The sequence below is a fragment of the Micromonospora sp. Utrum1 genome, from assembly GCF_057197805.1.
Genome location: NZ_CM170071.1, coordinates 2,596,968 through 2,616,195, shown reverse-complemented (window position 1 = coordinate 2,616,195; position 19,228 = coordinate 2,596,968). Strand labels below are relative to the sequence as shown.

The 19,228-nt window shown below is 74.4% G+C and carries 17 protein-coding genes; 2 read left to right on the top strand and 15 right to left on the bottom strand.

From position 1 onward, the window contains the following. Positions 1 to 180 precede the first annotated feature (180 nt). Positions 181 to 1,068 carry a septum formation family protein gene (locus AC0OLQ_RS12540; RefSeq protein ID WP_484531453.1) on the top strand — a complete coding sequence of 296 codons (888 nt, stop codon included), beginning with the start codon at positions 181 to 183 and terminating at the stop codon, positions 1,066 to 1,068. Positions 1,069 to 1,155: 87 nt separating this feature from the next. Then, positions 1,156 to 2,046 (top strand): septum formation family protein, encoded by an 891-nt coding sequence (locus tag AC0OLQ_RS12535; protein WP_484531452.1) that lies wholly within the window; start codon positions 1,156 to 1,158, stop codon positions 2,044 to 2,046. Positions 2,047 to 2,088: 42 nt separating this feature from the next. On the opposite strand, the gene AC0OLQ_RS12530 is transcribed toward AC0OLQ_RS12535, so the two are convergent. From AC0OLQ_RS12530 to AC0OLQ_RS12460, 15 genes are all read right to left on the bottom strand, one after another. Then, positions 2,089 to 3,810: a M28 family metallopeptidase gene (locus AC0OLQ_RS12530; RefSeq protein WP_484531451.1), complete on the bottom strand. Its 1,722-nt coding sequence runs from the start codon at positions 3,808 to 3,810 to the stop codon at positions 2,089 to 2,091. Positions 3,811 to 4,024: 214 nt separating this feature from the next. Next, the gene (locus AC0OLQ_RS12525) at positions 4,025 to 5,599 is read right to left on the bottom strand and encodes an RsmB/NOP family class I SAM-dependent RNA methyltransferase (RefSeq protein WP_484531450.1); all 1,575 of its coding nucleotides are present in this window, start codon (positions 5,597 to 5,599) and stop codon (positions 4,025 to 4,027) included. Next, positions 5,596 to 6,522, bottom strand: coding sequence for a methionyl-tRNA formyltransferase (gene fmt, locus AC0OLQ_RS12520; RefSeq protein WP_484532332.1), 927 nt, complete (start codon positions 6,520 to 6,522; stop codon positions 5,596 to 5,598). The genes AC0OLQ_RS12525 and fmt overlap by 4 nt, the downstream gene beginning before the upstream one ends. A 5-nt stretch (positions 6,523 to 6,527) precedes the next feature. Next, the gene (gene def / locus AC0OLQ_RS12515; RefSeq protein ID WP_484531449.1) at positions 6,528 to 7,088 is read right to left on the bottom strand and encodes a peptide deformylase; all 561 of its coding nucleotides are present in this window, start codon (positions 7,086 to 7,088) and stop codon (positions 6,528 to 6,530) included. 42 nt (positions 7,089 to 7,130) lie between these two features. Then, positions 7,131 to 8,432: a cytochrome P450 gene (locus tag AC0OLQ_RS12510; RefSeq protein ID WP_484532331.1), complete on the bottom strand. Its 1,302-nt coding sequence runs from the start codon at positions 8,430 to 8,432 to the stop codon at positions 7,131 to 7,133. Between the two features lie 103 nt (positions 8,433 to 8,535). Beyond that, positions 8,536 to 9,519: an AAA family ATPase gene (locus AC0OLQ_RS12505; protein ID WP_357342483.1), complete on the bottom strand. Its 984-nt coding sequence runs from the start codon at positions 9,517 to 9,519 to the stop codon at positions 8,536 to 8,538. A 226-nt stretch (positions 9,520 to 9,745) separates the two neighbouring features. Then, positions 9,746 to 11,836, bottom strand: coding sequence for a primosomal protein N' (locus tag AC0OLQ_RS12500; RefSeq protein ID WP_484531448.1), 2,091 nt, complete (start codon positions 11,834 to 11,836; stop codon positions 9,746 to 9,748). 59 nt (positions 11,837 to 11,895) lie between these two features. After that, positions 11,896 to 13,101, bottom strand: a complete 1,206-nt coding sequence (gene metK / locus AC0OLQ_RS12495) for a methionine adenosyltransferase (RefSeq protein WP_484531447.1) — start codon at positions 13,099 to 13,101, stop codon at positions 11,896 to 11,898. Between the two features lie 82 nt (positions 13,102 to 13,183). After that, positions 13,184 to 14,392, bottom strand: a complete 1,209-nt coding sequence (coaBC, locus tag AC0OLQ_RS12490; protein WP_484531446.1) for a bifunctional phosphopantothenoylcysteine decarboxylase/phosphopantothenate--cysteine ligase CoaBC — start codon at positions 14,390 to 14,392, stop codon at positions 13,184 to 13,186. 15 nt (positions 14,393 to 14,407) lie between these two features. Then, positions 14,408 to 14,671, bottom strand: a complete 264-nt coding sequence (gene rpoZ, locus AC0OLQ_RS12485) for a DNA-directed RNA polymerase subunit omega (RefSeq protein ID WP_007075826.1) — start codon at positions 14,669 to 14,671, stop codon at positions 14,408 to 14,410. 46 nt (positions 14,672 to 14,717) lie between these two features. Continuing rightward, positions 14,718 to 15,251, bottom strand: coding sequence for a nucleoside/nucleotide kinase family protein (locus AC0OLQ_RS12480; protein ID WP_357342473.1), 534 nt, complete (start codon positions 15,249 to 15,251; stop codon positions 14,718 to 14,720). 25 nt (positions 15,252 to 15,276) lie between these two features. Continuing rightward, complete coding sequence (mihF, locus tag AC0OLQ_RS12475) at positions 15,277 to 15,594, bottom strand: integration host factor, actinobacterial type (protein ID WP_013285515.1); 318 nt, start codon at positions 15,592 to 15,594, stop codon at positions 15,277 to 15,279. 179 nt (positions 15,595 to 15,773) lie between these two features. After that, entirely contained in the window at positions 15,774 to 16,610 is an 837-nt protein-coding gene (gene pyrF, locus AC0OLQ_RS12470) for an orotidine-5'-phosphate decarboxylase (protein ID WP_484531445.1), read from the bottom strand. A gap of 145 nt (positions 16,611 to 16,755) precedes the next feature. Continuing rightward, complete coding sequence (locus AC0OLQ_RS12465) at positions 16,756 to 18,030, bottom strand: adenosylmethionine--8-amino-7-oxononanoate transaminase (RefSeq protein WP_484531444.1); 1,275 nt, start codon at positions 18,028 to 18,030, stop codon at positions 16,756 to 16,758. A 105-nt stretch (positions 18,031 to 18,135) separates the two neighbouring features. Next, positions 18,136 to 19,155, bottom strand: a complete 1,020-nt coding sequence (locus AC0OLQ_RS12460; RefSeq protein ID WP_484531443.1) for a quinone-dependent dihydroorotate dehydrogenase — start codon at positions 19,153 to 19,155, stop codon at positions 18,136 to 18,138. Positions 19,156 to 19,228: the final 73 nt, after the last annotated feature.

Genomic DNA, 19,228 nt, shown 5'->3' with positions numbered 1-19,228 from the left:
CCGGTGCAGAATCGGCCCGTCCGGCGCGGATAATCGGCACGAAAAGCCATCCGCGACTGGCCGATCGATCGAAACGGGGCGAAACTCCTACAGGGACGGTCACACATGCTGCACGCCCGGCCGCGGGGAACGCCGCACGGGCCGCGGCGACCGGCTGCCATCTCCCGGGAAGGGCGGACGATGCGACGGTGGCTCCTGGCGCTGGCGCTGGCCGGCACGGCGACGGTGGTCCTGACCGGCTGTGTCCCACCGCACCGGGCCGACGGTGACCTCACCGACGACTGGGCCGCGCTGCCGGCGCCCCGCCTGTTCGTCCCCGCCACGGACGCCTGCCTGCCCCGGCTCACCGCCGTGGTGCAGGCCGCCACCTACGACACGGTGGACTGCGCGGGCAGCCACCTGGCCGAGGCGGTGCACGTCGGCACCTTCACCGGAGCGGCGGCGCAGGGCGCCCGGCCGGAGCCGGGCTCACCCGCGCTGCGGACCGCCCGCGCCGAGTGTGACCAGCGGGCCCGGGAGGTGATCGGCGGGGACTGGCACTCCGCCCGGCTCACCCTGAACATCGCGCTGCCCCCGGTGACCGCCTGGGTGGCCGGGGCCCGCTGGTTCCGCTGCGACCTGGCCGAGACCGACAGCATCGACAACACCCGGCCGGTCAACCGGGTGGGCAGCCTGCGCGGCGCCATGGTCGGCGACAGCCCGCTGGTGCACCGCTGTTTCGACCCGAAGCTGATCGGCGACAACCTGAACTACATGGCCCCGGTGCTCTGCACCGAGCCGCACCGCGCCGAGTTCGTCGGCGTCTTCGAGGAGCGGGACATGAGCTGGCCGGACTTCACCCGGTCGGCCCCGCAGGTGCACCAGCGCTGCATGGCGCTGATCGCCGCCTTCGCCGCGGTGCCCAACAACGCCGACCTGCCGTACCGGGCCGGTTCCATCTTCTATCCGCCGTCGCAGCGGGAATGGGAGGAGGGCGACCGGGGCGTGCGCTGTTTCCTGTGGAGCGACGACCGGAAGCTGACCCGCTCGATGCGCGGGGCCGGCCCGGAGGGACTACCCGTCATCTGAGCTCCGGTGCCGTATGCTGCACCGCCGAGGCGTACCCGGCGCTCCGCGCCGGTCGCGCCACCACGGACGACGGGGAGGTCGGTCGCGATGCGGCGATGGTGGGCGGTGGTCGCCGTGAGCGTGACGGCGGCGTTGGCACTCGGCGGCTGCGGCGCGCCGGCCGGGGTCGACCGCGACCTGGCCGACGACTGGCCCGCGTTCGGCGCCCCGGCGGCCTTCGTGCCCCAGTCGGGCGCCTGCCACCCCACCATCCAGGACGTCGGCTACCTCAGCGGCTACAACCCGGTCGACTGCGCCGCCACCCACCGGGCCGAGACGCTGCACGTGGGCACCCTGACCGGCCCGGACGCCGGGCGCGGCGCTCCCCCGCGGGCCGGGTCGGCCGGCACCCGGACCGCGCAGGCCGAGTGCACCAAGCAGGTCAACAAGGCCGTCGGCGCCGACTGGCGCTCGGGGCGGCTGCAACTGTCGGTGGTCTTCCCGTCGGCGCTGGCCTGGACGGGCGGGGCCCGCTGGTTCCGCTGCGACGTCTCCGAGGTGGCCAGCCTGGACGACCGCAGCGTCACCCCGCGCAGCGGCAGCCTGCGCAACGCCCTGAAGGCCGGCTCGCCGCTGGCGCTGAGCTGCTTCAACCCGAAGATCGTCAAGGACGACGTGACGGAGATGCGGCCCGTCGCCTGCACCGCCAAGCACCACGCCGAGTTCGTCGGGATCTACCAGTTCCCCGATGTCAGCTACACCGAGTTCCAGCGCACCCCCATGCGGGCCCACAAGGGATGCCGCGGGCTGATCGCGAAGTACGTCAAGGTGCCGAACAACAGCGACATGGTCTACCGGTCCGGCACGATCATCTACCACCCCTTCAAGGAGGAGTGGCAGGACGGCGACCGGGGCGTGCAGTGCTTCCTCTGGCTCTCCGACCGGACGCTGACCCGCTCGCTCAAGGGCGGCGGCAGCAAGGCGCTGCCGATCAACTGAGCGGGAGCGGGGTGCGCCGCGGGCGCACCCCGCCCGGATCGCTCAGCCCACCTGCAGCGTGACGTCGTCGATGACGAAGCTGGTCTGGAGCGAGGCGTCCTCCACCCCGGTCCACTTCAGCGTGACGGTCTGCCCGGCGTAGGCGGCCAGGTTGAAGCTGCGCTGCGTGTAACCGGATGCGGCGTTGAGGTTGGAGTAGCTGGCCAGGGTGGTCGTGCCGACCTGCACGGTCAGCCGGTCGTAGGCGGTGCCCGTGGTGGTCTCGGCCGTGTCGATGTGCAGCCAGAACGACAGGGTGTAGCTCGCGCACCCGGCCGGGATGCTCACCGACTGCGACAGCGTGTCGGTGTGGGTGCTGCCGTAGCCGTCCAGCCAGGCCTTGTAGGAGCCGGTCCGGGCCGCCTGGCTCGACGAGTTGGTGATGACGCCGGAGGTGGCGGTCCACGGCGTGCTGCCGGATTCGAAGCTGCTGTTGCCGATGAGCTGGCCGCCGGCGCAGCCGCCGGTGCCGGTGACCGTGAGGGTGTAGCCGACGCTGCGGGTGACCGAGCCGGTGCCGATGACCGTGATGGTGAACGTGCCGGTGGTCGCCGTCGCGGAGGCCGTGACCGTCATCGTGGCCGAGCCGCCCGAGGTGACCGAGGACGGGCTGAAGCTCACCGTCACCCCGCTGGGGGCCCCGGTGGCCGAGAGGTTCACGGTCTGGGCGCTGCCACCGGTGGTGGCGGTGCTGACCGTGGCGGTGGTGGAGCCGCCCCGGGCGACGCTGCCGGAGGTCGGGCTCACCGCGACGGAGAAGTCGTTGGTCGGGGTGCCACCGCCGACCGCGAGCTGCCAGATCGCGTACGCCACGCCGTCGGCGCTGCGGTTGAGCACCGTCGCGCTGATGTTGGCGGTGGTGTCGCAGGAGCGGTGGTAGCAGGGGTCGTACGCGGAGTTCGCCGTGCCGCCCCACTTGGCGGCCTGGGTGCTGGTCTTGCGCGCGCTGGCGCCGGCCGCGTAACCCGAGGTGGGAATGCCGGCCTGCTGGAAGGAGTAGTCGTCGGAGCGGCCCTGGCCCTCGACGTTCTCCTCCGGCTGGAGGTTGAGCGAGTCCCAGTACGCCTTCAGCGGCGCCGCCGTCGTGGAGGTGAGCCGGTTGATGAAGTAGCCGCCGTTGGTCGAGGCGACCATGTCGAAGTTGTAGTAGCCCTTGATGTAGCCGCGCTGGGTGGCGCTGAGCTGGTTGACGTAGAACTCCGAGCCGTTGAGGCCCTGCTCCTCGTCGGTCCACCACGCGAACCGCACCCGCTTGGTCATGCTCGGGTTCTGCTGCGCCAGGACCAGCGCGTTCTCCAGCAGGGTGGCCGAGCCGGAGCCGTTGTCGTTGATGCCCGGGCCGGCCGAGACGCTGTCCAGGTGGGCGCCGAACATGACCACCTGGTCGGCAGGGCCCTGCGGCCACTCGGCGATCAGGTTGTTCGACGGGTAGGTGCAGGTGGAGCAGTACTGCTCGCTGACCGTGTAGCCGGCGGCCTGGAGCTTGGCCTTCACGTAGCTGACCGAGGCGGTGTAGCCGGCCGAGCCGGCCCGCCGGTTGCCGCCGTTGTTGCCGGCGATCGTGTTGAGCTGGGTGAGGTGGGCCTGGACGTTGGTCACCGAGATGTCCGGCGCCGCGGCGGCGAGCGCGGGGGCGGCGCCGGCCGGTGCGGGGGCGGCCAGGGTCGCCGTGACGGCGGCGAAGAGGGCGAGCGCGAGGCCCGCGGTCGGCGTTCTGCGTCTCATGGAGACTCCTTGTGGGGGTCGGCGGGACGTACTGGCGGGGTGGCGCGACCCGTGGGCTCCGGTGGGGGCCCCGGTGTCGGCGGACCGGTGATCGGAACAGTTACATGTATCGATGTAAGAGTCAACCGGGGGTGTCACACGACGCACGGAGCGGGGCCGCCGTCACCGGCGGCCCCGCTCCGCGTTCACCTGCACCCGTCGATCGGGTCCCCGCTCAGCCCCGGCGCAGCACCGCCAGGAACATCGCATCGGTGCCGTGCCGCTGCGGCCACAGCTGGACGGTCGGGCCGTCCCCCAGCCCGGGCATGCCGGCGGGCAGCAGCGGCCGGGCGTCGACGAAGTCGACCGGGAAGCCACACCGGCGGGACGCCTCGGTCACCGTCACGTGCGTCTCCACGGTGTGCGGCGAGCAGGTCACGTAGGCGACCAGGCCGCCCGGCCGGACCGCGCGCAGCGCGGCGGTGAGCAACTCCCGCTGCAACCGGGTCAGCGGCGGCAGGTCCGACGGCTGGCGGCGCCAGCGGGACTCGGGCCGGCGGCGCAGCGAGCCGAGCCCGGTGCACGGTGCGTCGACCAGCACCCGGTCGAAGTGCCCCTCCGGCAGCTTCGGGTCGGCGCCGACCGTGCGGCCGTCGGTGTTCACCACGGTGACCGGCAACGCCCGGGTGGCCTGGGCGACCAGCCGGGCCCGGTGCTCGGCGACCTCCACCGCGGTGAGCCGGGCGCCGCGCTCCGCGGCCAGGGCGCCGAGCAGGCCGGCCTTGCCGCCGGGGCCGGCACACAGGTCGAGCCAGCGGCCGTCCGGGCCGTCCAGCGGCGCCACCGCGAGGGCGTTCGCCACCAGCTGGGAGCCCTCGTCCTGGACGTGCGCCCGTCCGTCGGCCACCGCTGCCAGCTCCCCCGGCGCGCCGCCGGAGAGATAGACCGCGTACGGCGAGAAGGCGCCCGGGGCCCCGCCGACCTCGTCGGCCAGCGCCACCGGGTCGGCCAGCCCCGGCCGGGCGCACAGGTGCACCGGCGGGCGCTCGTTGTCCTCGATGAGCAGACGGGCGGTCTCGCGCAGGTCGCCGCCGAGCGCCTCGGCGAAGGCCCGGACGATCCACTGCGGGTGGCTGTACGCCAGCGCGAGGTGGCCGATCGGGTCGGTCTCCTCGGACGGGGCGAGCTTCGCCACCCAGCCGTCCGAGTCCCGGCCCGCCACCTCCCGGAGCACCGCGTTGGCGAAGCCGGTGGCCCCGGGCCCGACGATCCGGACCAGGTCCACGGTGGACGACACGGCCGCGTGCGCCGGCACCCGGGTGTGCAGGATCTGGTACGTCCCGAGTCGCAGCGCGTCCCGCACCGGCGGGTCGATCCGCTGCACGTCCCGGCCGGCCGCGTCGGTGATGATCGCGTCCAGGGTGCCGGTGTGCCGCAGCGTGCCGTAGGTCAGCTCGGTGGCGAAGGCCGCGTCCCGGCCGGTCAGCCCCTCGTCCCGGAGCATCGCCGGCAGCACCAGGTTGGCGTACGCGTCGTCCCGGTGCACCGCCGCGATCGCCTGGTACGCGACGTGCCGGGGCAGGTCCACGGGCGGCCGGGCCGGACGCCGGACACCGCCGCGCCGGTCGGCGCCGAAGCGCCCCTCGCGCGGCCCGTCGGCCCGGCGCCCGGGACGCTCGCCGCGCTCCGGCCGGCCGCGGTCGTCCCGGGGCCGCTCGCCGCCGGAGAACCGCCCGGCGTCGCCGGACCGGCCGCCGCGCGGACCGTCGTCGGAGAAGCGCTCGCCCCGGGGCTCGGACGGCCCGGTCACGCGAGCACCTCGCCGGCGGCGACGCGGGCGCCGCGCGCCCAGTCGCCGGCCGACATGGCCTTTTTGCCGGCCGCGCGTACCTCGCCGAGCTGCACCGGGACGGTGCCCGTGCCGGCCAGGACCCGGGACTTCTCCACCAGCAGCTCGCCGGGTTTCAGCTCCGGGCCGTTGGCCACCGGGGTGACCGGTCCGAGCTTGACCCGGTCGCCACGGAAGGTGGTCCACGGGCCGGGGGCCGGGGTGCAGGCGCGGATCCGGCGGTCCACCGCGAAGGCCGGGTCGGCCCAGCGGACCCGGGCGTCCTCCACGGTCAGCTTCGGCGCCAGGGAGACCCCGTCGGCCGGCTGCGGCTCGGCCCTTGCGGTGCCGGCCGCCAGCGCGTCGAGCACGGCGACCAGCAGCCCGGCCCCGGAGTCGGCGAGCCGCTCCAGCAGGTCGCCGGAGGTGTCGGCGGGCCGGATCTCGTCGGTGACGGTGCCGTAGACCGGGCCGGTGTCCAGCCCTTCCTCCAACTGGAAGACGCTGGCCCCGGTCAGCGCGTCGCCGTGCAGCACGGCGTGCTGCACGGGCGCAGCGCCGCGCCAGGCGGGCAGCAGCGAGAAGTGCAGGTTGATCCAGCCCAGCCGGGGGATCTCCAGCGCCGCCGGCGGCACCAGCGCGCCGTAGGCGACCACCGGCACGCAGTCCGGGGCCAGCTCGCGGAGCCGGTCGAGGAACTCGGGCTCGCGGGGCCGGGCCGGGGTGAGCACCTCGACGCCGTGCGCGTCGGCCCAGGCGCCGACCGGGGAGCGGACCAGGCCCCGGCCCCGGCCGGCGGGCGCGTCGGGGCGGGTGACCACGGCGGCCAGCTCGTGGCCGGAGCCGGCGATCGCGTCCAGCGCGGGTACGGCGACGGCCGGCGTGCCGGCGAAGACCAGGCGCATCCGGGTCACCGCCCCAGGCCGAACGGGTTGCCGGCGGCGTGCGGGCTGAGCTTGACGGTCGGCGGGGCGGCCTCGTCGTACCACTCGGCCTGGCGGATCGCCTTCATGGCCTCCTTGCGGCCGGCCGGGTCGAGCCGGTCGACGAAGAGCACCCCGTCGAGGTGGTCGGTCTCGTGCTGCACGCAGCGGGCCATCAGGCCGGTGCCGACGATCTGCAGCGGGTCGCCGTAGCCGTTGAAGCCCTTGGCGATGACGTTCTGCCGGCGCTTCGTGTCGAAGTAGAGCCCCGGGATGGACAGGCAGCCCTCCGGGCCGTCCTGCTCCTCCTCGTCGGGGAACTCCAGCACCGGGTTGACCAGGTGGCCGAGGACGTCGTCCACGTCGAAGGTGAACACCCGCAGGCCCACCCCGAGCTGCGGCGCGGCCAGGCCGGCGCCGTTCTGCTCGCGCATCGTGTCGGTCAGGTCGGCGATCAGCTTGCGCAGCTCGGCGTCGAATTCGACGACCGGGTCGGCCGGCGTGCGCAGCACCGGATCGCCGAACAGACGGATGGGCTGAACGGTCACGCGGAGTGGCTCCTTGTCTGGGACGAGTGGTGCCGTACCAGTCTACGGAGTCGATCCGGTCGCCCCGGCCGGCGTACCGCGATCGGTGACCGGGGCCGCCCCGTCACCCACGGTGACCGGCAGGGTGGCGTACCCGCGCAGGGTGAGCCGGCTCCGCCGCTCGGGCGTCCCGGCCAGGGCCAGCTCGGGCAGGCGGCGCAGCAGCAGCGGGAACGCCACCTGCGCCTCCAGCCGGGCCAGGCCGGCGCCGAGACAGTAGTGCGGGCCGGCGCCGAAGGAGAGCGGGTGGATCTGCGGGCGCCAGGGGTCGAAGCGCTCGGGCGCCGGGTAGCGGCGGGGATCCCGGTTCGCCGCGCCGAGCATCACGATGATCCAGCTCTCGGCGGGCAGGTCGACGTCGCCGTGCCGGGACGGGGCGGTGCTCATCCGGGAGGTGAGCTGCACCGGTGAGTCGTACCGCAGCAGCTCGTCAACGTAGCCGGGCGCGAACTCGGGGTGCTCGCGCAGCGTCGCCGCCTCCCGGGGATGGTCGAGGAGCACCACCAGGCCGTTGCCGAGCAGGTTGGTGGTGGTCTCGAAGCCGGCCACCAGCAGCACGATCAGGTTGGCCAGCAGCTCGTCGCCGGAGAGGCGCTCGCCGTCGGTGTCGGCCCTCATTCGGTCCGGAGCGCCGCCTGGCGGCGCGGAGGCCGAATTATGGCCGTCGTGCGCCTGCACCAGCGCGGTGGTCAGGTCGTCGGCCGGGGCCCTGCGCCGGGCCGCGACCAGCTCCGTGAAGTAGTCGCGCAGCTCGGCCGCGCCCCGGTCGGCCACGGCCAGCTCCTCGGGGGTGATCTCGGGCTCCAGCACGCCGGTCAGGTCGGCGGCCCAGCGCCGGAACAGCGGCCGGTCGGCCGCCGGCACACCGAGCAGCGCGCAGATCACGGCCACCGGCAGCGGGTACGCGAACTCGGCCATGAAGTCGACCGGGGCGCCGTCGCGACCCCGGGCCAGCATCCCGTCGACCAGCGCGTGGGCCTGCGCCTCGACCACGTCCTGCAGGGCGGCGATCCGGCGCGGGGTGAAGGCGCCGGCCGCCAGCCGCCGCATCCGGCTGTGGTCGGGCGGGTTGGTGCGCAGCATCGACCGGGAGATCGACAGCACCGCCGGGCTCTCCCGCCAGCCGGGCATGAACTGGTCGCGCAGGTCGTCGTCCATCACCCCGAACCGGGCGTCGCGGAGAATCGCGTCGGCCTCCGCGTAGCCGGTCACCACGTAGAAGACCGGCCCGGCCTGGACCACCGTGCCGTGCGCGCGCAACCGCTCGTACGTCGGGTACGGGTCGACCCGCCCCGACGGTGACATCAGCAGCGCGAGGGCGTCAGCAGGATCCACGATCGGCCTCCCCAGGCATCGGAGACCCTCATCATGCTCCGGTCCGCCCGATCGGGCGATCCCCGCGGCCCGCTCAGGCGCCGGCGCCCGGCTCCCCCGCCAGCACCGCGTCCCCGCCCAGCAGGGCGTGCTCGGGCAGCGGCAGCTGGAGGCCGTGCGCGGCCTCCCAGTCGTGGATCAGGCTGGGTCGGGCCTGGGCGGCGAAGAAGTCGACCGCGCTCAGCCCGCCGACCACCGGCTCGTCGACCTCGGCGACCAGCCGGGCGGGGACCAGCGGGAAGCCGCTCTGCAGGGCGGCGCTGAGCCGGCGGTGACCGTCGACCACGAAGAAGTACTCGCCGGTGTAGCCGATGGTCAGCGGCTCCAGGGCCTCGTCGCCGGACTCGGCCACCTCACCGACGAACTCCGAGTCCCACAGCCCGCGCAGGGTGGCGATGTCCTCCGTCGGGTAGACCCGGGCCGGGTCGAGCAGCAGCAGCGACTGCCCGTCGCGCAGCACGTCCGCGCCGAGCCGCCCCTCGTAGACGTCGACGACGTGCTGGATCACCTGCTCCGGGGTGGCCCGGGTGGTGTCGCAGATCAGGTCGTAGTTGCGCAGCCGGGCCTTGTCGACGCCGTAGCGCACGATGAACCGGCCGCGCTCGCTCTCGCTGCGCTCCCGGAGCTTGGCCTTGGCCTCCTCCAGTGAGGTGTAGCTCTCCGCCGGGCCGGACGGGCGGGCCAGCACCCGCCGGGCCGCCTCGGTCGGCTCGGTGATCATGTGCACCTTGAGCGCGTCGGTGAAGAAGTGCCAGGCCAGCCGGGAGTCCATCACCAGGCTCTCGCCGGAAGCGGCGATGTCCCGCTGGAGCTGGTCGACGTAGCCGTCGACGGCCTGGTCCAGCTCGGCGTGCAGGTTGAGCTGGAGGGCGGTCATCTGCCGCTCCTGGGCCATCTGGCGGTAGAGGTCGCCGACGCTGACCCGGCGCAGCCCCAGACGCTTGGCGATCTCGACGGAGACGGTGCTCTTGCCACTGCCGAGGTCACCGTTGAAGACGATCGACTGACGAACGGTCACGACTGGTCCACCCCTGATCACCGGCTGATTGACATCATCGAATCCGCGTCGGCTCGACGCACTCCCGCTTCGCCGCGCCGCGCCCGGGAGCCGTCGTGCGCCTGGGCATGACGGGCGATGCTATCACGCGTTCTCCACCCATTTGCCGCACGAGGCGTGCGACAAACCCCAGCTCACGACCGTACGCGACGGCCCGGGTGCGCGACGTCAGGGGTGGTGGGCGGGCTCAGAACAGGCTGAGCGGGTCGATCTGGAGCCGGACCGGGTCGGCCGCCTTGCGCGCGCTGCGCTGCCCGGCGGCCGCGTGCAGCGCGTCGGCCAGGGCGGCGGCCCGGGCCCGGGGCACCCGGACCAGCATCCGCTCCCGCCCCTCGTCGGCCGGCACCGGGCCCAGCACCTCGGCGCCGTCGGGCAGCCGGGTACCGGCCAGCAGATCCGCCACCGCGTCGGCGACGCCGGTGACGCTGGCCATCCGCACCGCCGGCGGGAAGCCCAGCTCACGGCGCTCTGCCAGTTCCCGGCCGGCGAACCAGGCGGAGTCCCAGCGCAGCAGCGCCTGCACCGGTGCGAGGGCGCCGTCGGCGACCACCACCACCCGGCCGCCGGCCGGCCCGGGCCGGGCCAGCGCGGCGGCGGCCAGCCAGCGGCGCAACGCCTCCTCCCCGGCCCGCAGGTCGGCGCGGGTGAGCAGGGCCCACGAGTCGAGCAGCAGCACCGCCCCGTAGCCGCCGTCGACCACCGGCTCCGCGCCCGGGGTGGCGATCACCAAGCCGGCGCCGGCCGGCACCGTGGCCAGCACCTCCTCCCGCCCGGAGGTGCGCACCGGCACCCCGGGGAACGCCCGGCCCAGCTCCTCGGCGGTCCGCCGGGCGCCGGTGACCGAGGCGCGCAGCCGCCGCCCGCCGCACTCCGGGCAGGCGTACGCGGCGGCGACCCGGCCGCACCAGCGGCAGGCGGGCACCCCCTCGGCCGACGGCAGGCCCAGCGGACCGGCGCAGTGCGGGCAGCGGGCCGGGGTCCGGCAGTCGGCGCAGGCCACCGAGGGCAGGTAGCCGCGACGGGGCACCTGCACCAGCACCGGCAGGTCGGCGCGGAGCGCGTCCCGGGCGGTGGTCCAGGCCAGGCTGGGCAGCCGGGCGGAGGCGGCCCCGGGGTCCCGGGCCAGGTGCGGGTCGTCCCCGGTCGGCGCGATCGCCGGCATCCGGGCCCGCACGGTCGCCCGGTCGGCCACCACCTCGCGGGCCCAGCCGGTCTCCACCAGCAACTGGGCCTCGGCGGTGCGGGCGTAGCCGCCGACCAGGGCGGCGGCATTGCCGAGCTGGGCCCGGGTGAGCAGCACCTCGCGGGCGTGCGGGTAGGGCGCCCGGGGCTCGGCGTGCAGGTCGTCGCCGTCGTCCCAGACGGCGACCAGGCCGAGCCGCTCGACCGGGGCGAACATGGCCGCCCGGGTGCCGATCACCACGGGCACGTCGCCGCGGCGGGCGGCGAGGAAGGCGCGGTAGCGGCGGGCCGGTCCGGCCGCCGCGGAGAGGCAGGCGTGCCGCCCGGGCCCGAGGACGGCGGTCAGGGCGGCGTCGAGGCGGTCCAGGTCCCGGGCGTCGGCCACCACGACCACGGCGCCCCGGCCGCCGGCCACGGTGGCGGCGACGGCGTCGGCGTACCGGTCGGCCCAGTCCTCGCCGGGCAGCGCGGACCAGACGGCCCGGGGGGCCCGACCGGCGGTGAGGGCGCGCAGAAGGGCCGGCCCGGCGGGGTAGTCCCGCCAGCCGCGTGGATCGACCGGGGTGGGCGCGTCCGGACCGGCCGAGCCGGCAGCGGGGCCGGCGTCTCCGGAGGCCGGGTCAGCCTCTCCGGAGGCCGTGCCCGCGTCTCCGGAGGTCGGGTCAGCGGTTCTGGGGGCCGGGTCAGCGGTTCTGGGGGCCGGGTCGGTGTCTCCGGGCGCGGTCGGCGGGGTGGCGGGGTCGGCGGTCGGCGGCGGGGTGGCCGGGTCGCTCGCGGTGACGTCCTTCTCGACCCGGGCGTGCCGGGGCGGGACGGCGAGCCGGAGCACGTCGGCGAGGCTGCCGGCGTAGCGGTCGGCGACCGCGCGGGCCAGTTCGGCCACCTCCGGCGCCAGCACCGGCACCGGGGAGACCACCTTCTCCAGGTACGCCAGCCGGGGGTGCGCGGACTCCGCGACGCGTTCCAGCAGCCAGCCGTCGACGAGCTGCCCGGCGAAGCGGACCTTCACCCGGACCCCGGGCCGGGCGTCGGCGTCCAGGGTGTCGGGGACGAGGTAGTCGAAGGGGCGGTCGAGGTGCGGCAGCGGCACGTCCACGCAGACGCGAGCGACCGGCGACCCCTCGGCGGGTCGCCGGTCGCCGCGCCTGGTGCCGGTCAGGCTCCCGCGGCCGACTTGAGGTCGGCGGCCCGGTCGGTGCTCTCCCAGGTCAGGTCCGGCAGCTCCCGGCCGAAGTGGCCGTAGGCGGCGGTCTGCTGGTAGATCGGGCGGAGCAGGTTGAGGTCCCGGATGATCGCGGCCGGGCGGAGGTCGAAGACCTCGGCGACGGCCTTCTCGATCGAGGCGACCGGCACGGTCTCGGTGCCGAAGGTCTCGATGAAGAGGCTCACCGGGTGGGCCTTGCCGATCGCGTACGCGACCTGCGCCTCGCAGCGCTCGGCCAGGCCGGCGGCGACCACGTTCTTGGCCACCCAGCGCATCGCGTACGCGGCGGAGCGGTCCACCTTGGACGGGTCCTTGCCGGAGAACGCGCCGCCACCGTGGCGGGCGTAACCGCCGTAGGTGTCGACGATGATCTTCCGGCCGGTGAGGCCGGCGTCGCCCATCGGGCCGCCGATCTCGAAGCGCCCGGTCGGGTTGACCAGCAGCCGGTAGCCCTCGGTGTCCAGGCCGAGGCCCTCCAGCTCGGGGGTGATGACGTGGTCGCGGACGTCCGGGGTGAGCAGCGACTCGAGCGAGATGTCGGCCGCGTGCTGGCTGGAGACCACCACGGTGTCGAGCCGCACCGGGCGCAGCCCGTCGTACTCGATGGTCACCTGGGTCTTGCCGTCCGGCCGCAGGTAGGGGACGCTGCCGTCCTTGCGCACCTGGGCGAGCCGGCGGGCCAGCCGGTGGGCCAGCGCGATCGGCAGCGGCATCAGTTCGGGCGTCTCGGAGCAGGCGAAGCCGAACATCATGCCCTGGTCGCCGGCGCCCTGCGCGTCCAGCGCGCTCTCCGACGAGCCGGTACGCAGCTCGAACGCGTTGTCCACGCCCTGCGCGATGTCGGCCGACTGGGCGCCGATGGAGACGCTCACGCCGCAGGAGGCGCCGTCGAAGCCCTTCTTCGACGAGTCGTAGCCGATCGACAGGATGGTGTCCCGCACGATGGTCGGGATGTCGGCGTACGCCTTCGTGGTCACCTCGCCGGCGACGTGCACCTGGCCGGTGGTGATCAGGGTCTCGACCGCGACCCGGCTGTGCGGGTCCTGGGCGAGCAGTGCGTCGAGAATGCCGTCACTGATCTGGTCGGCGATCTTGTCCGGGTGGCCTTCCGTGACCGATTCGGACGTGAAGAGACGTGTCACGGCACTCCTAAGCATGTGAAGACTTTTAAAGGTCGCTCGGCGGCAGTTTAGTCACCGTGCTCCCAGAGTGACCCGGGGAACCGAGGGTGACCAACCGTCAGGATTGCTCACTCAGCCGGGCGACCACGAGGTCCCAGACGGCGTCGGCCAGGTCCTCCTTGGGCTGCTCGGGCATCCGGTGCACCGACCCGTCCGCTCCGATCACCGTGGCGGCGTTGGTCTCGGCCCCGAAGACCTTGTCCACCCCCACCTCGTTGATCACGATGAGGTCGGCGCGCTTGCGGGCAAGCTTGGCCCGGCCGTTGGCCTCGGCGTCGCCGGTCTCTGCGGCGAAGACCACCAGCACCTGCTCCGGCCGCCGGCGTCGACCCAGCTCGGCCGCGATGTCCGGGTTGGTGACCAGCTCGATCGTGGGCGCGCTGCCGTCGTCCGACTTCTTGATCTTACCGGGCGCGTACGTCGCCGGGCGGAAATCGGCGGGCGCGGCGGCCATCACCACGGCGTCCGCGTCGGCGGCCGCCGCCAGGGTCGCCTTGCGCAGGTCCTCGGTGCTGCCCACCCGGACCAGGTCCGCGCCGGCCGGGTCGGCGAGCGCGACGTTGGCCGAGACCAGGGTGACCCGGGCGCCCCGGGCCACGGCGGCCCGGGCGAACGCGTAGCCCTGCTTGCCGGAGGAGCGGTTGCCGAGGAAGCGGACCGGGTCGAGCGGCTCGCGGGTGCCGCCGGCGGTGACCACCACGTGCCGGCCGGCCAGGTCGGCCGGGGCGGCGCCGCCGCGGGCCAGCGCCCGGCGGGCGACCGCGAAGATCTCGGCCGGGTCGGGCAGCCGGCCCTTGCCGGTGTCCTTGCCGGTGAGCCGGCCGACCGCGGGCTCGATCACCACGACGCCGCGGGACCGCAGGGTGGCCACGTTGGCGACGGTGGCCGGGTGCTCCCACATCTCGGTGTGCATGGCCGGCGCCAGCACCACGGGGCAGCGCGCCGTCAGCAGGGTGTTGGTGAGCAGGTCGTCGGCGAGGCCGTGGGCGGCCTTGGCGAGCAGGTCGGCGGTGGTGGGCGTCACCACCACCAGGTCGGCGTGCTGCCCGAGGCGCACGTGCGGCACCTCGTGCACGTCGGACCAGACGTCGTCAGCCACCGGCTGGCCGGAGAGCGCGGCCCAGGTCGGCGCCCCGATGAAACGGAGCGCCGACGCGGTCGGCACGACCCGGACCCGGTGACCCGACTCGGTGAAGAGCCGGAGCAGCTCACACGCCTTGTAGGCGGCGATGCCGCCACCGACCCCGAGGACGATCTCGGCGGCCATCGGCGCGGGCGGGGCTTACGGCTGGTCGGTCGGCTCGGCGGTGAGCAGACCCGCGTTGATCTCGCGCATGGCGATGGAGAGCGGCTTCTCCTGGGGGGTGGTCTCCACCAGCGGGCCGACGTACTCCAGCAGGCCCTCACCGAGCTGGCTGTAGTAGGCGTTGACCTGGCGCGCGCGCTTGGCGGCGAAGATGACCAGCGCGTACTTCGAGGTGGTCTTCTCGAGGAGCTCGTCGATCGGCGGGTTGGTGATGCCTTCGGGGTTGGCGATGGATCCCACGAAATAACCTCTGCGTCTTTGTGCACCGCCCGGAGGCGGTGGCCTCTCAACCGCTCGGGCGCGGTCGGGCCGGAGCCAGGAAGGAAGAACCGAGCAAGCCTACCAGCTCCCCGGCCGCACGCTCGGTCCGGTCATGCAGCACGGCGTGTGCGAAGGCGGCCGCGAGGGCCGGGTCCGGCCGGTACGCCGGCGGGGCGAGCAGCACCAGCCGCGCGTCCGGGGCCACGGCCCGGACGGCGAGCGCGCCCGGCAGGTCCAGCGGGAGCAGCACGGGCCGCCCCTCGGCGAGCCGGGACCGCACGCCCGCGCGCGGCACCCCGCGCCGGTAGGGCCCGATCCGGCTCCACTCCAGCAGTTCGTCGGCCGCGATCATCCGGTCGAAGCCGGCCGGGTCGAGGAAGAGCCGGTCGACGCCGTCCACCTCGCCGGGACACGCCGGCCGGGTGGTCGCGGCGACCGGCACCCACACGGACGGAAAGCGCGCCCGGACCAGCTCGACGACACTCCCCCGGCCGGCCCCCGAAGGTCCGGCCAGGACAGTGAGCCGAGCCGCCGGGCGCGCCTCGTCATCCGTGCTCACCGCTTGTTTCTACACGGTGGGCCGTTCAGTTGGCGGCGAACTCTCCAAGCAGCGCCTTGCGCTGCTGCTCGCCCAGGCCACGCAGCCGGCGGCTGTCAGCGATCTTGAGCTTCTCCATGATCTGGGTGGCTCGGATCTTGCCGATGCCCGGCATCGCCTGGAGCACGGCCGAAACCTTCAGCTTGCCCACGACGTCGTCGGACTCGGCCCGCTCGAGGACGGTGGCGAGGGTGGTCTTGCCCTGCTTGAGCTGCTCCTTCAGCTCAGCACGGGCCTTGCGGATCTCCGCGGCCTTCTCCAGCGCGGCAGCGCGCTGTTCGGGGGTCAGTGACGGGAGCGGCACCAGTTCTCCTCAGGTCCCTAGTACGACGGGCGGGGCGCACCGCCGCATCTGTGAAACGTGGTGTCGCTGGCAACCAAAGGGGTCCGTGGTTCCCAGCGCGGGGAAAACTAGCGGTCAACGGAGTTTTCGGCAACGTGGACGCGCGAAGATCAACGGAAAGTGACCGAGCCGTCAGTCAGTTACGAGGTGGTCAGGGCGGCCCGGCACTCGGCCAGCACACGGTCGGTGGCGGCCCGCAGGGCGGCCTGGTCCGGCCCCGCGCCCAGCACCTCGCGGGAGTACGACGGCAGCACCGAGGGCAGGCTGGAGCCGAAGACGGTACGCAGGTCGGCGGCCGTCGCGCCCTGCGCGCCCAGCCCGGGGGCGAGCAGCGGACCGTTCACCGCGGCGAGGTCGTGGCCCGTGTCACCGATCGTCGCGCCGACCACCAGCCCGAAGCTGCCGAGGGGCTCGGCACCCCGGTTGAGCTGCGAAATCTCGTCGATGACGGTCTGCGCCACGGTGCGCCCGTCGGCTCCGACGGCGCGCTGCACGGCGGCTCCCTCGGGGTTCGAGGTGAGCGCCAGGACGAAGACCCCGCCGCCGTGCGCGGCCGCCAACTCGAACATCGGCGCGAGCGAACCCACCCCGAGGTAGGGGCTCGCGGTGACCGCGTCGACATACAGCGGGCTGGATGGATCGAGGTACGCCGAGGCGTACGCGCTGACCGTCGAGCCGATGTCGCCGCGCTTGACGTCGAGGAGAACGAGCGAGCCCGAATTTCGCAACTGTCGGATAGTTGACTCAAGAATTCCGACACCACGGGACCCGAAGCGCTCGAAGAACGCCGACTGGGGCTTGACCACGGCCACCCGGTCGCCGATGGCCTCCACCACGATCCGGCAGAACCGGTCGAGGCCCTCCACGTCGTCGGGCAGTCCCCAGCGGGCGAGCAGCCCCGGGTGCGGGTCGATCCCCACGCAGAGCGGTCCCCGCTCGGCCACGGCCCGGTGCAGGCGGGCGCCGAAGGTCTCCATGCGACTCTCCCTCTCCCTCGCGGCCTCGCGCCGCGCTGTCCGGCGACGGGTACGCCGCCGCTCGTGCTCCTGTCCCGGCCGCCGCGCGGTGGCCGGACCGTCCTGCCGCCACCGGACGCCGGTCGCCGGTGGCGCTCCCGCCGGCTCAGCCCGCCTTGACCGCCGCCTCGATCCCGGCCGCGATCCGGGCCACGTCCGCCTCGTCAGTGACGTACGGGGGCATGGTGTAGACCAGGTCCCGGAACGGCCGCAGCCAGACGCCCTGCCCGACGGCGGCGGCGGTCGCCCGCGGGATGTCCACCTCGTGGTCGAGCTGCACCACGCCGATCGCGCCCAACACCCGCACGTCGGCCACCCCGGGGGTGCCGCGGAGCGGCTCCAGGCCGGCCCGCAGCCCGTCGGAGATCCTCGCCACCCGCCGCGCCCAGTCCGCGCCCCGCAGCAGACCCAGGGAGGCGTTGGCGACCGCGCAGGCGAGCGGGTTGCCCATGAAGGTCGGGCCGTGCGCCAGCACCCCGTCGGCGGAGATGGCCCGGGCCACCTCGGGGGTGCAGAGCGCCGCGGCCAGGGTGAGGTAGCCGCCGGTGAGCGCCTTGCCGACGCACAGCACGTCCGGGGCGACCCCGGCGTGCTCGGCGGCGAACATGGTGCCGGTCCGGCCGAAGCCGGTGGCGATCTCGTCGAAGACCAGCAGGATCCCGTGCGCCCGGGTCACCTCGCGCAGCACCCGCAGGTAGTGCGGGTGGTGGAAGCGCATCCCGCCGGCACCCTGCACCACCGGCTCCACGATCACCGCGGCCAGCTCGCCGGCGTGCCGCTCCACCGCGTCCACCAGCACCGCCTCGTACGCCGGGTCGGGCGGAGTGTCGAAGCCGGCCGGCGGCACCGGTGCGAACACCTGCCGGGGCAGCACGTCCCCCCAGAGGTGGTGCATGCCGCCCTCCGGGTCGCAGACGCTCATCGGGTGGAACGTGTCGCCGTGGTAGCCGCCCCGCCAGGTACCCAGCCGGCGACGTTCCGGCCGCCCCAGGGCCCGCTGGTACTGCAGGCACATCTTCACCGCCACCTCGACGCTGACCGACCCGGAATCGGCCAGGAAGACGTGCTCCAGGCCGTCCGGGGCCAGCTCCACCAGGGTCCGCGCGAGGCGCACCGCTGGCTCGTGGGTGAGGCCGCCGAACATCACGTGGCTCATCCGGCCGAGCTGGTCGGTGACCGCGGCGTCCAGCACCGGGTGCCGGTAGCCGTGGATCGCCGCCCACCAGGACGACATCCCGTCGACCAGTTCCCGCCCGTCGGCCAGCCGCAGCCGAACGCCCTCGGCACTGTCCACCACATACGGTGCACTGGCCGGCGGCAGGGCCGCGTAGGGGTGCCAGACGTGCCGCCGGTCAGCGGCAAGAATCTCCTCAGGCGTCACGGCTCTCCTCCCCCCTCCCCCGCGATCTTGCAGTTCGGGCCCGCGATCTGCCCGAACTGAGCGATACGCCGGGGCAGCAACTGCAGGATCGCGCGGAGGGTCGGGTCAGTGGGGTGGTGGGACGGTGCGGGTGATGGCGCGGACCAGGGCCGGGCCACGGTAGATGAAGCCCGTGTAGAGCTGCACCAGGCTCGCGCCGGCGTCGAACATCCGGGCCGCGTCGTCCGGGTCGAGGATGCCGCCGACGCCGATCACCGGCAGCCGGCCGCCGGTCTCCCGGTGCACGAAGGCGACCACCTCGCGGGCCCGCCGGCTCAGCGGGCGGCCGGAGAGGCCGCCGGTCTCCGCGCCCCGCGCCCGGTCGGCCGGGGCGAGCCCGTCGCGGGCCAGGGTGGTGTTGGTCGCGATCACCCCGGCCGCGCCACGGGCGAGGCAGACCTCCAGCAGCTCGGCGACGGCCGGCTCGGTGAGGTCGGGGGCGATCTTCACGAGCACCGGCTTCTCTCCCACCAGTGCCGCGAGCAGCGCGTCCAGGTGGGCACGGTCCTGAAGGGACCGCAGCCCGGGGGTGTTCGGCGAGGACACGTTGACCGCGAAGTAGTCCCCGTGCCCCTTCAGCGCGCGGTAGGAGGCCAGGTAGTCCTCGACGGCCCCGTCCAGCGGGGTCACCTTGGACTTGCCGAGCGAGATGCCCAGCGGCACGCCGATCGGGCGCGACAGCGCCGCCAGCCGGGCCGCGAGGGCCTCGGCGCCGGCGTTGTTGAAACCCATCCGGTTGACCACGGCCTCGCTGTCACGCAGCCGGAACAGCCGCGGCCGGGGGTTGCCCGGCTGGGCGTGCGCGGTCACCGTGCCGACCTCGACGAAGCCGAAGCCCAGCGCCGGCCAGGCCGGCAGGGCCACCCCGTTCTTGTCCATCCCGGCCGCCAGCCCCACCGGGTTCGGGAAGTCCACCCCGAACACGGTGCGCGGCGCGGCCCGGAAGTATCGCGCCCGCAGCGCGCCGAGCAGGGCCGCCCGCCGGGACACCCCGGCGAGCCGCTCCAGCGTCCACTCGTGCGCCGCCTCGGCGTCCCCGCCCCCGATCCGGAACAGCCGGGGCCGCACCACCTTCTCGAAGATCACCGCCCGTCCACCCCCGCTGCGCTGATCATGAGGTTGACGGCGGAGTCGATCTCCTCGACTGCCGCCAACCTCA

Excerpts from the sequence above, each read along its gene's own strand:
- AC0OLQ_RS12510 (WP_484532331.1), bottom strand. The coding sequence starts at position 8,432 with ATGTCACCGTCGGGGCGGGTCGACCCGTACCCGACGTACGAGCGGTTG.
- pyrF (WP_484531445.1), bottom strand. The coding sequence starts at position 16,610 with ATGGAGACCTTCGGCGCCCGCCTGCACCGGGCCGTGGCCGAGCGGGGA.
- coaBC (WP_484531446.1), bottom strand. The coding sequence starts at position 14,392 with ATGGCCGCCGAGATCGTCCTCGGGGTCGGTGGCGGCATCGCCGCCTAC.
- AC0OLQ_RS12530 (WP_484531451.1), bottom strand. The coding sequence starts at position 3,810 with ATGAGACGCAGAACGCCGACCGCGGGCCTCGCGCTCGCCCTCTTCGCC.
- metK (WP_484531447.1), bottom strand. The coding sequence starts at position 13,101 with ATGCTTAGGAGTGCCGTGACACGTCTCTTCACGTCCGAATCGGTCACG.
- AC0OLQ_RS12535 (WP_484531452.1), top strand. The coding sequence starts at position 1,156 with ATGCGGCGATGGTGGGCGGTGGTCGCCGTGAGCGTGACGGCGGCGTTG.
- fmt (WP_484532332.1), bottom strand. The coding sequence starts at position 6,522 with ATGCGCCTGGTCTTCGCCGGCACGCCGGCCGTCGCCGTACCCGCGCTG.
- AC0OLQ_RS12540 (WP_484531453.1), top strand. The coding sequence starts at position 181 with ATGCGACGGTGGCTCCTGGCGCTGGCGCTGGCCGGCACGGCGACGGTG.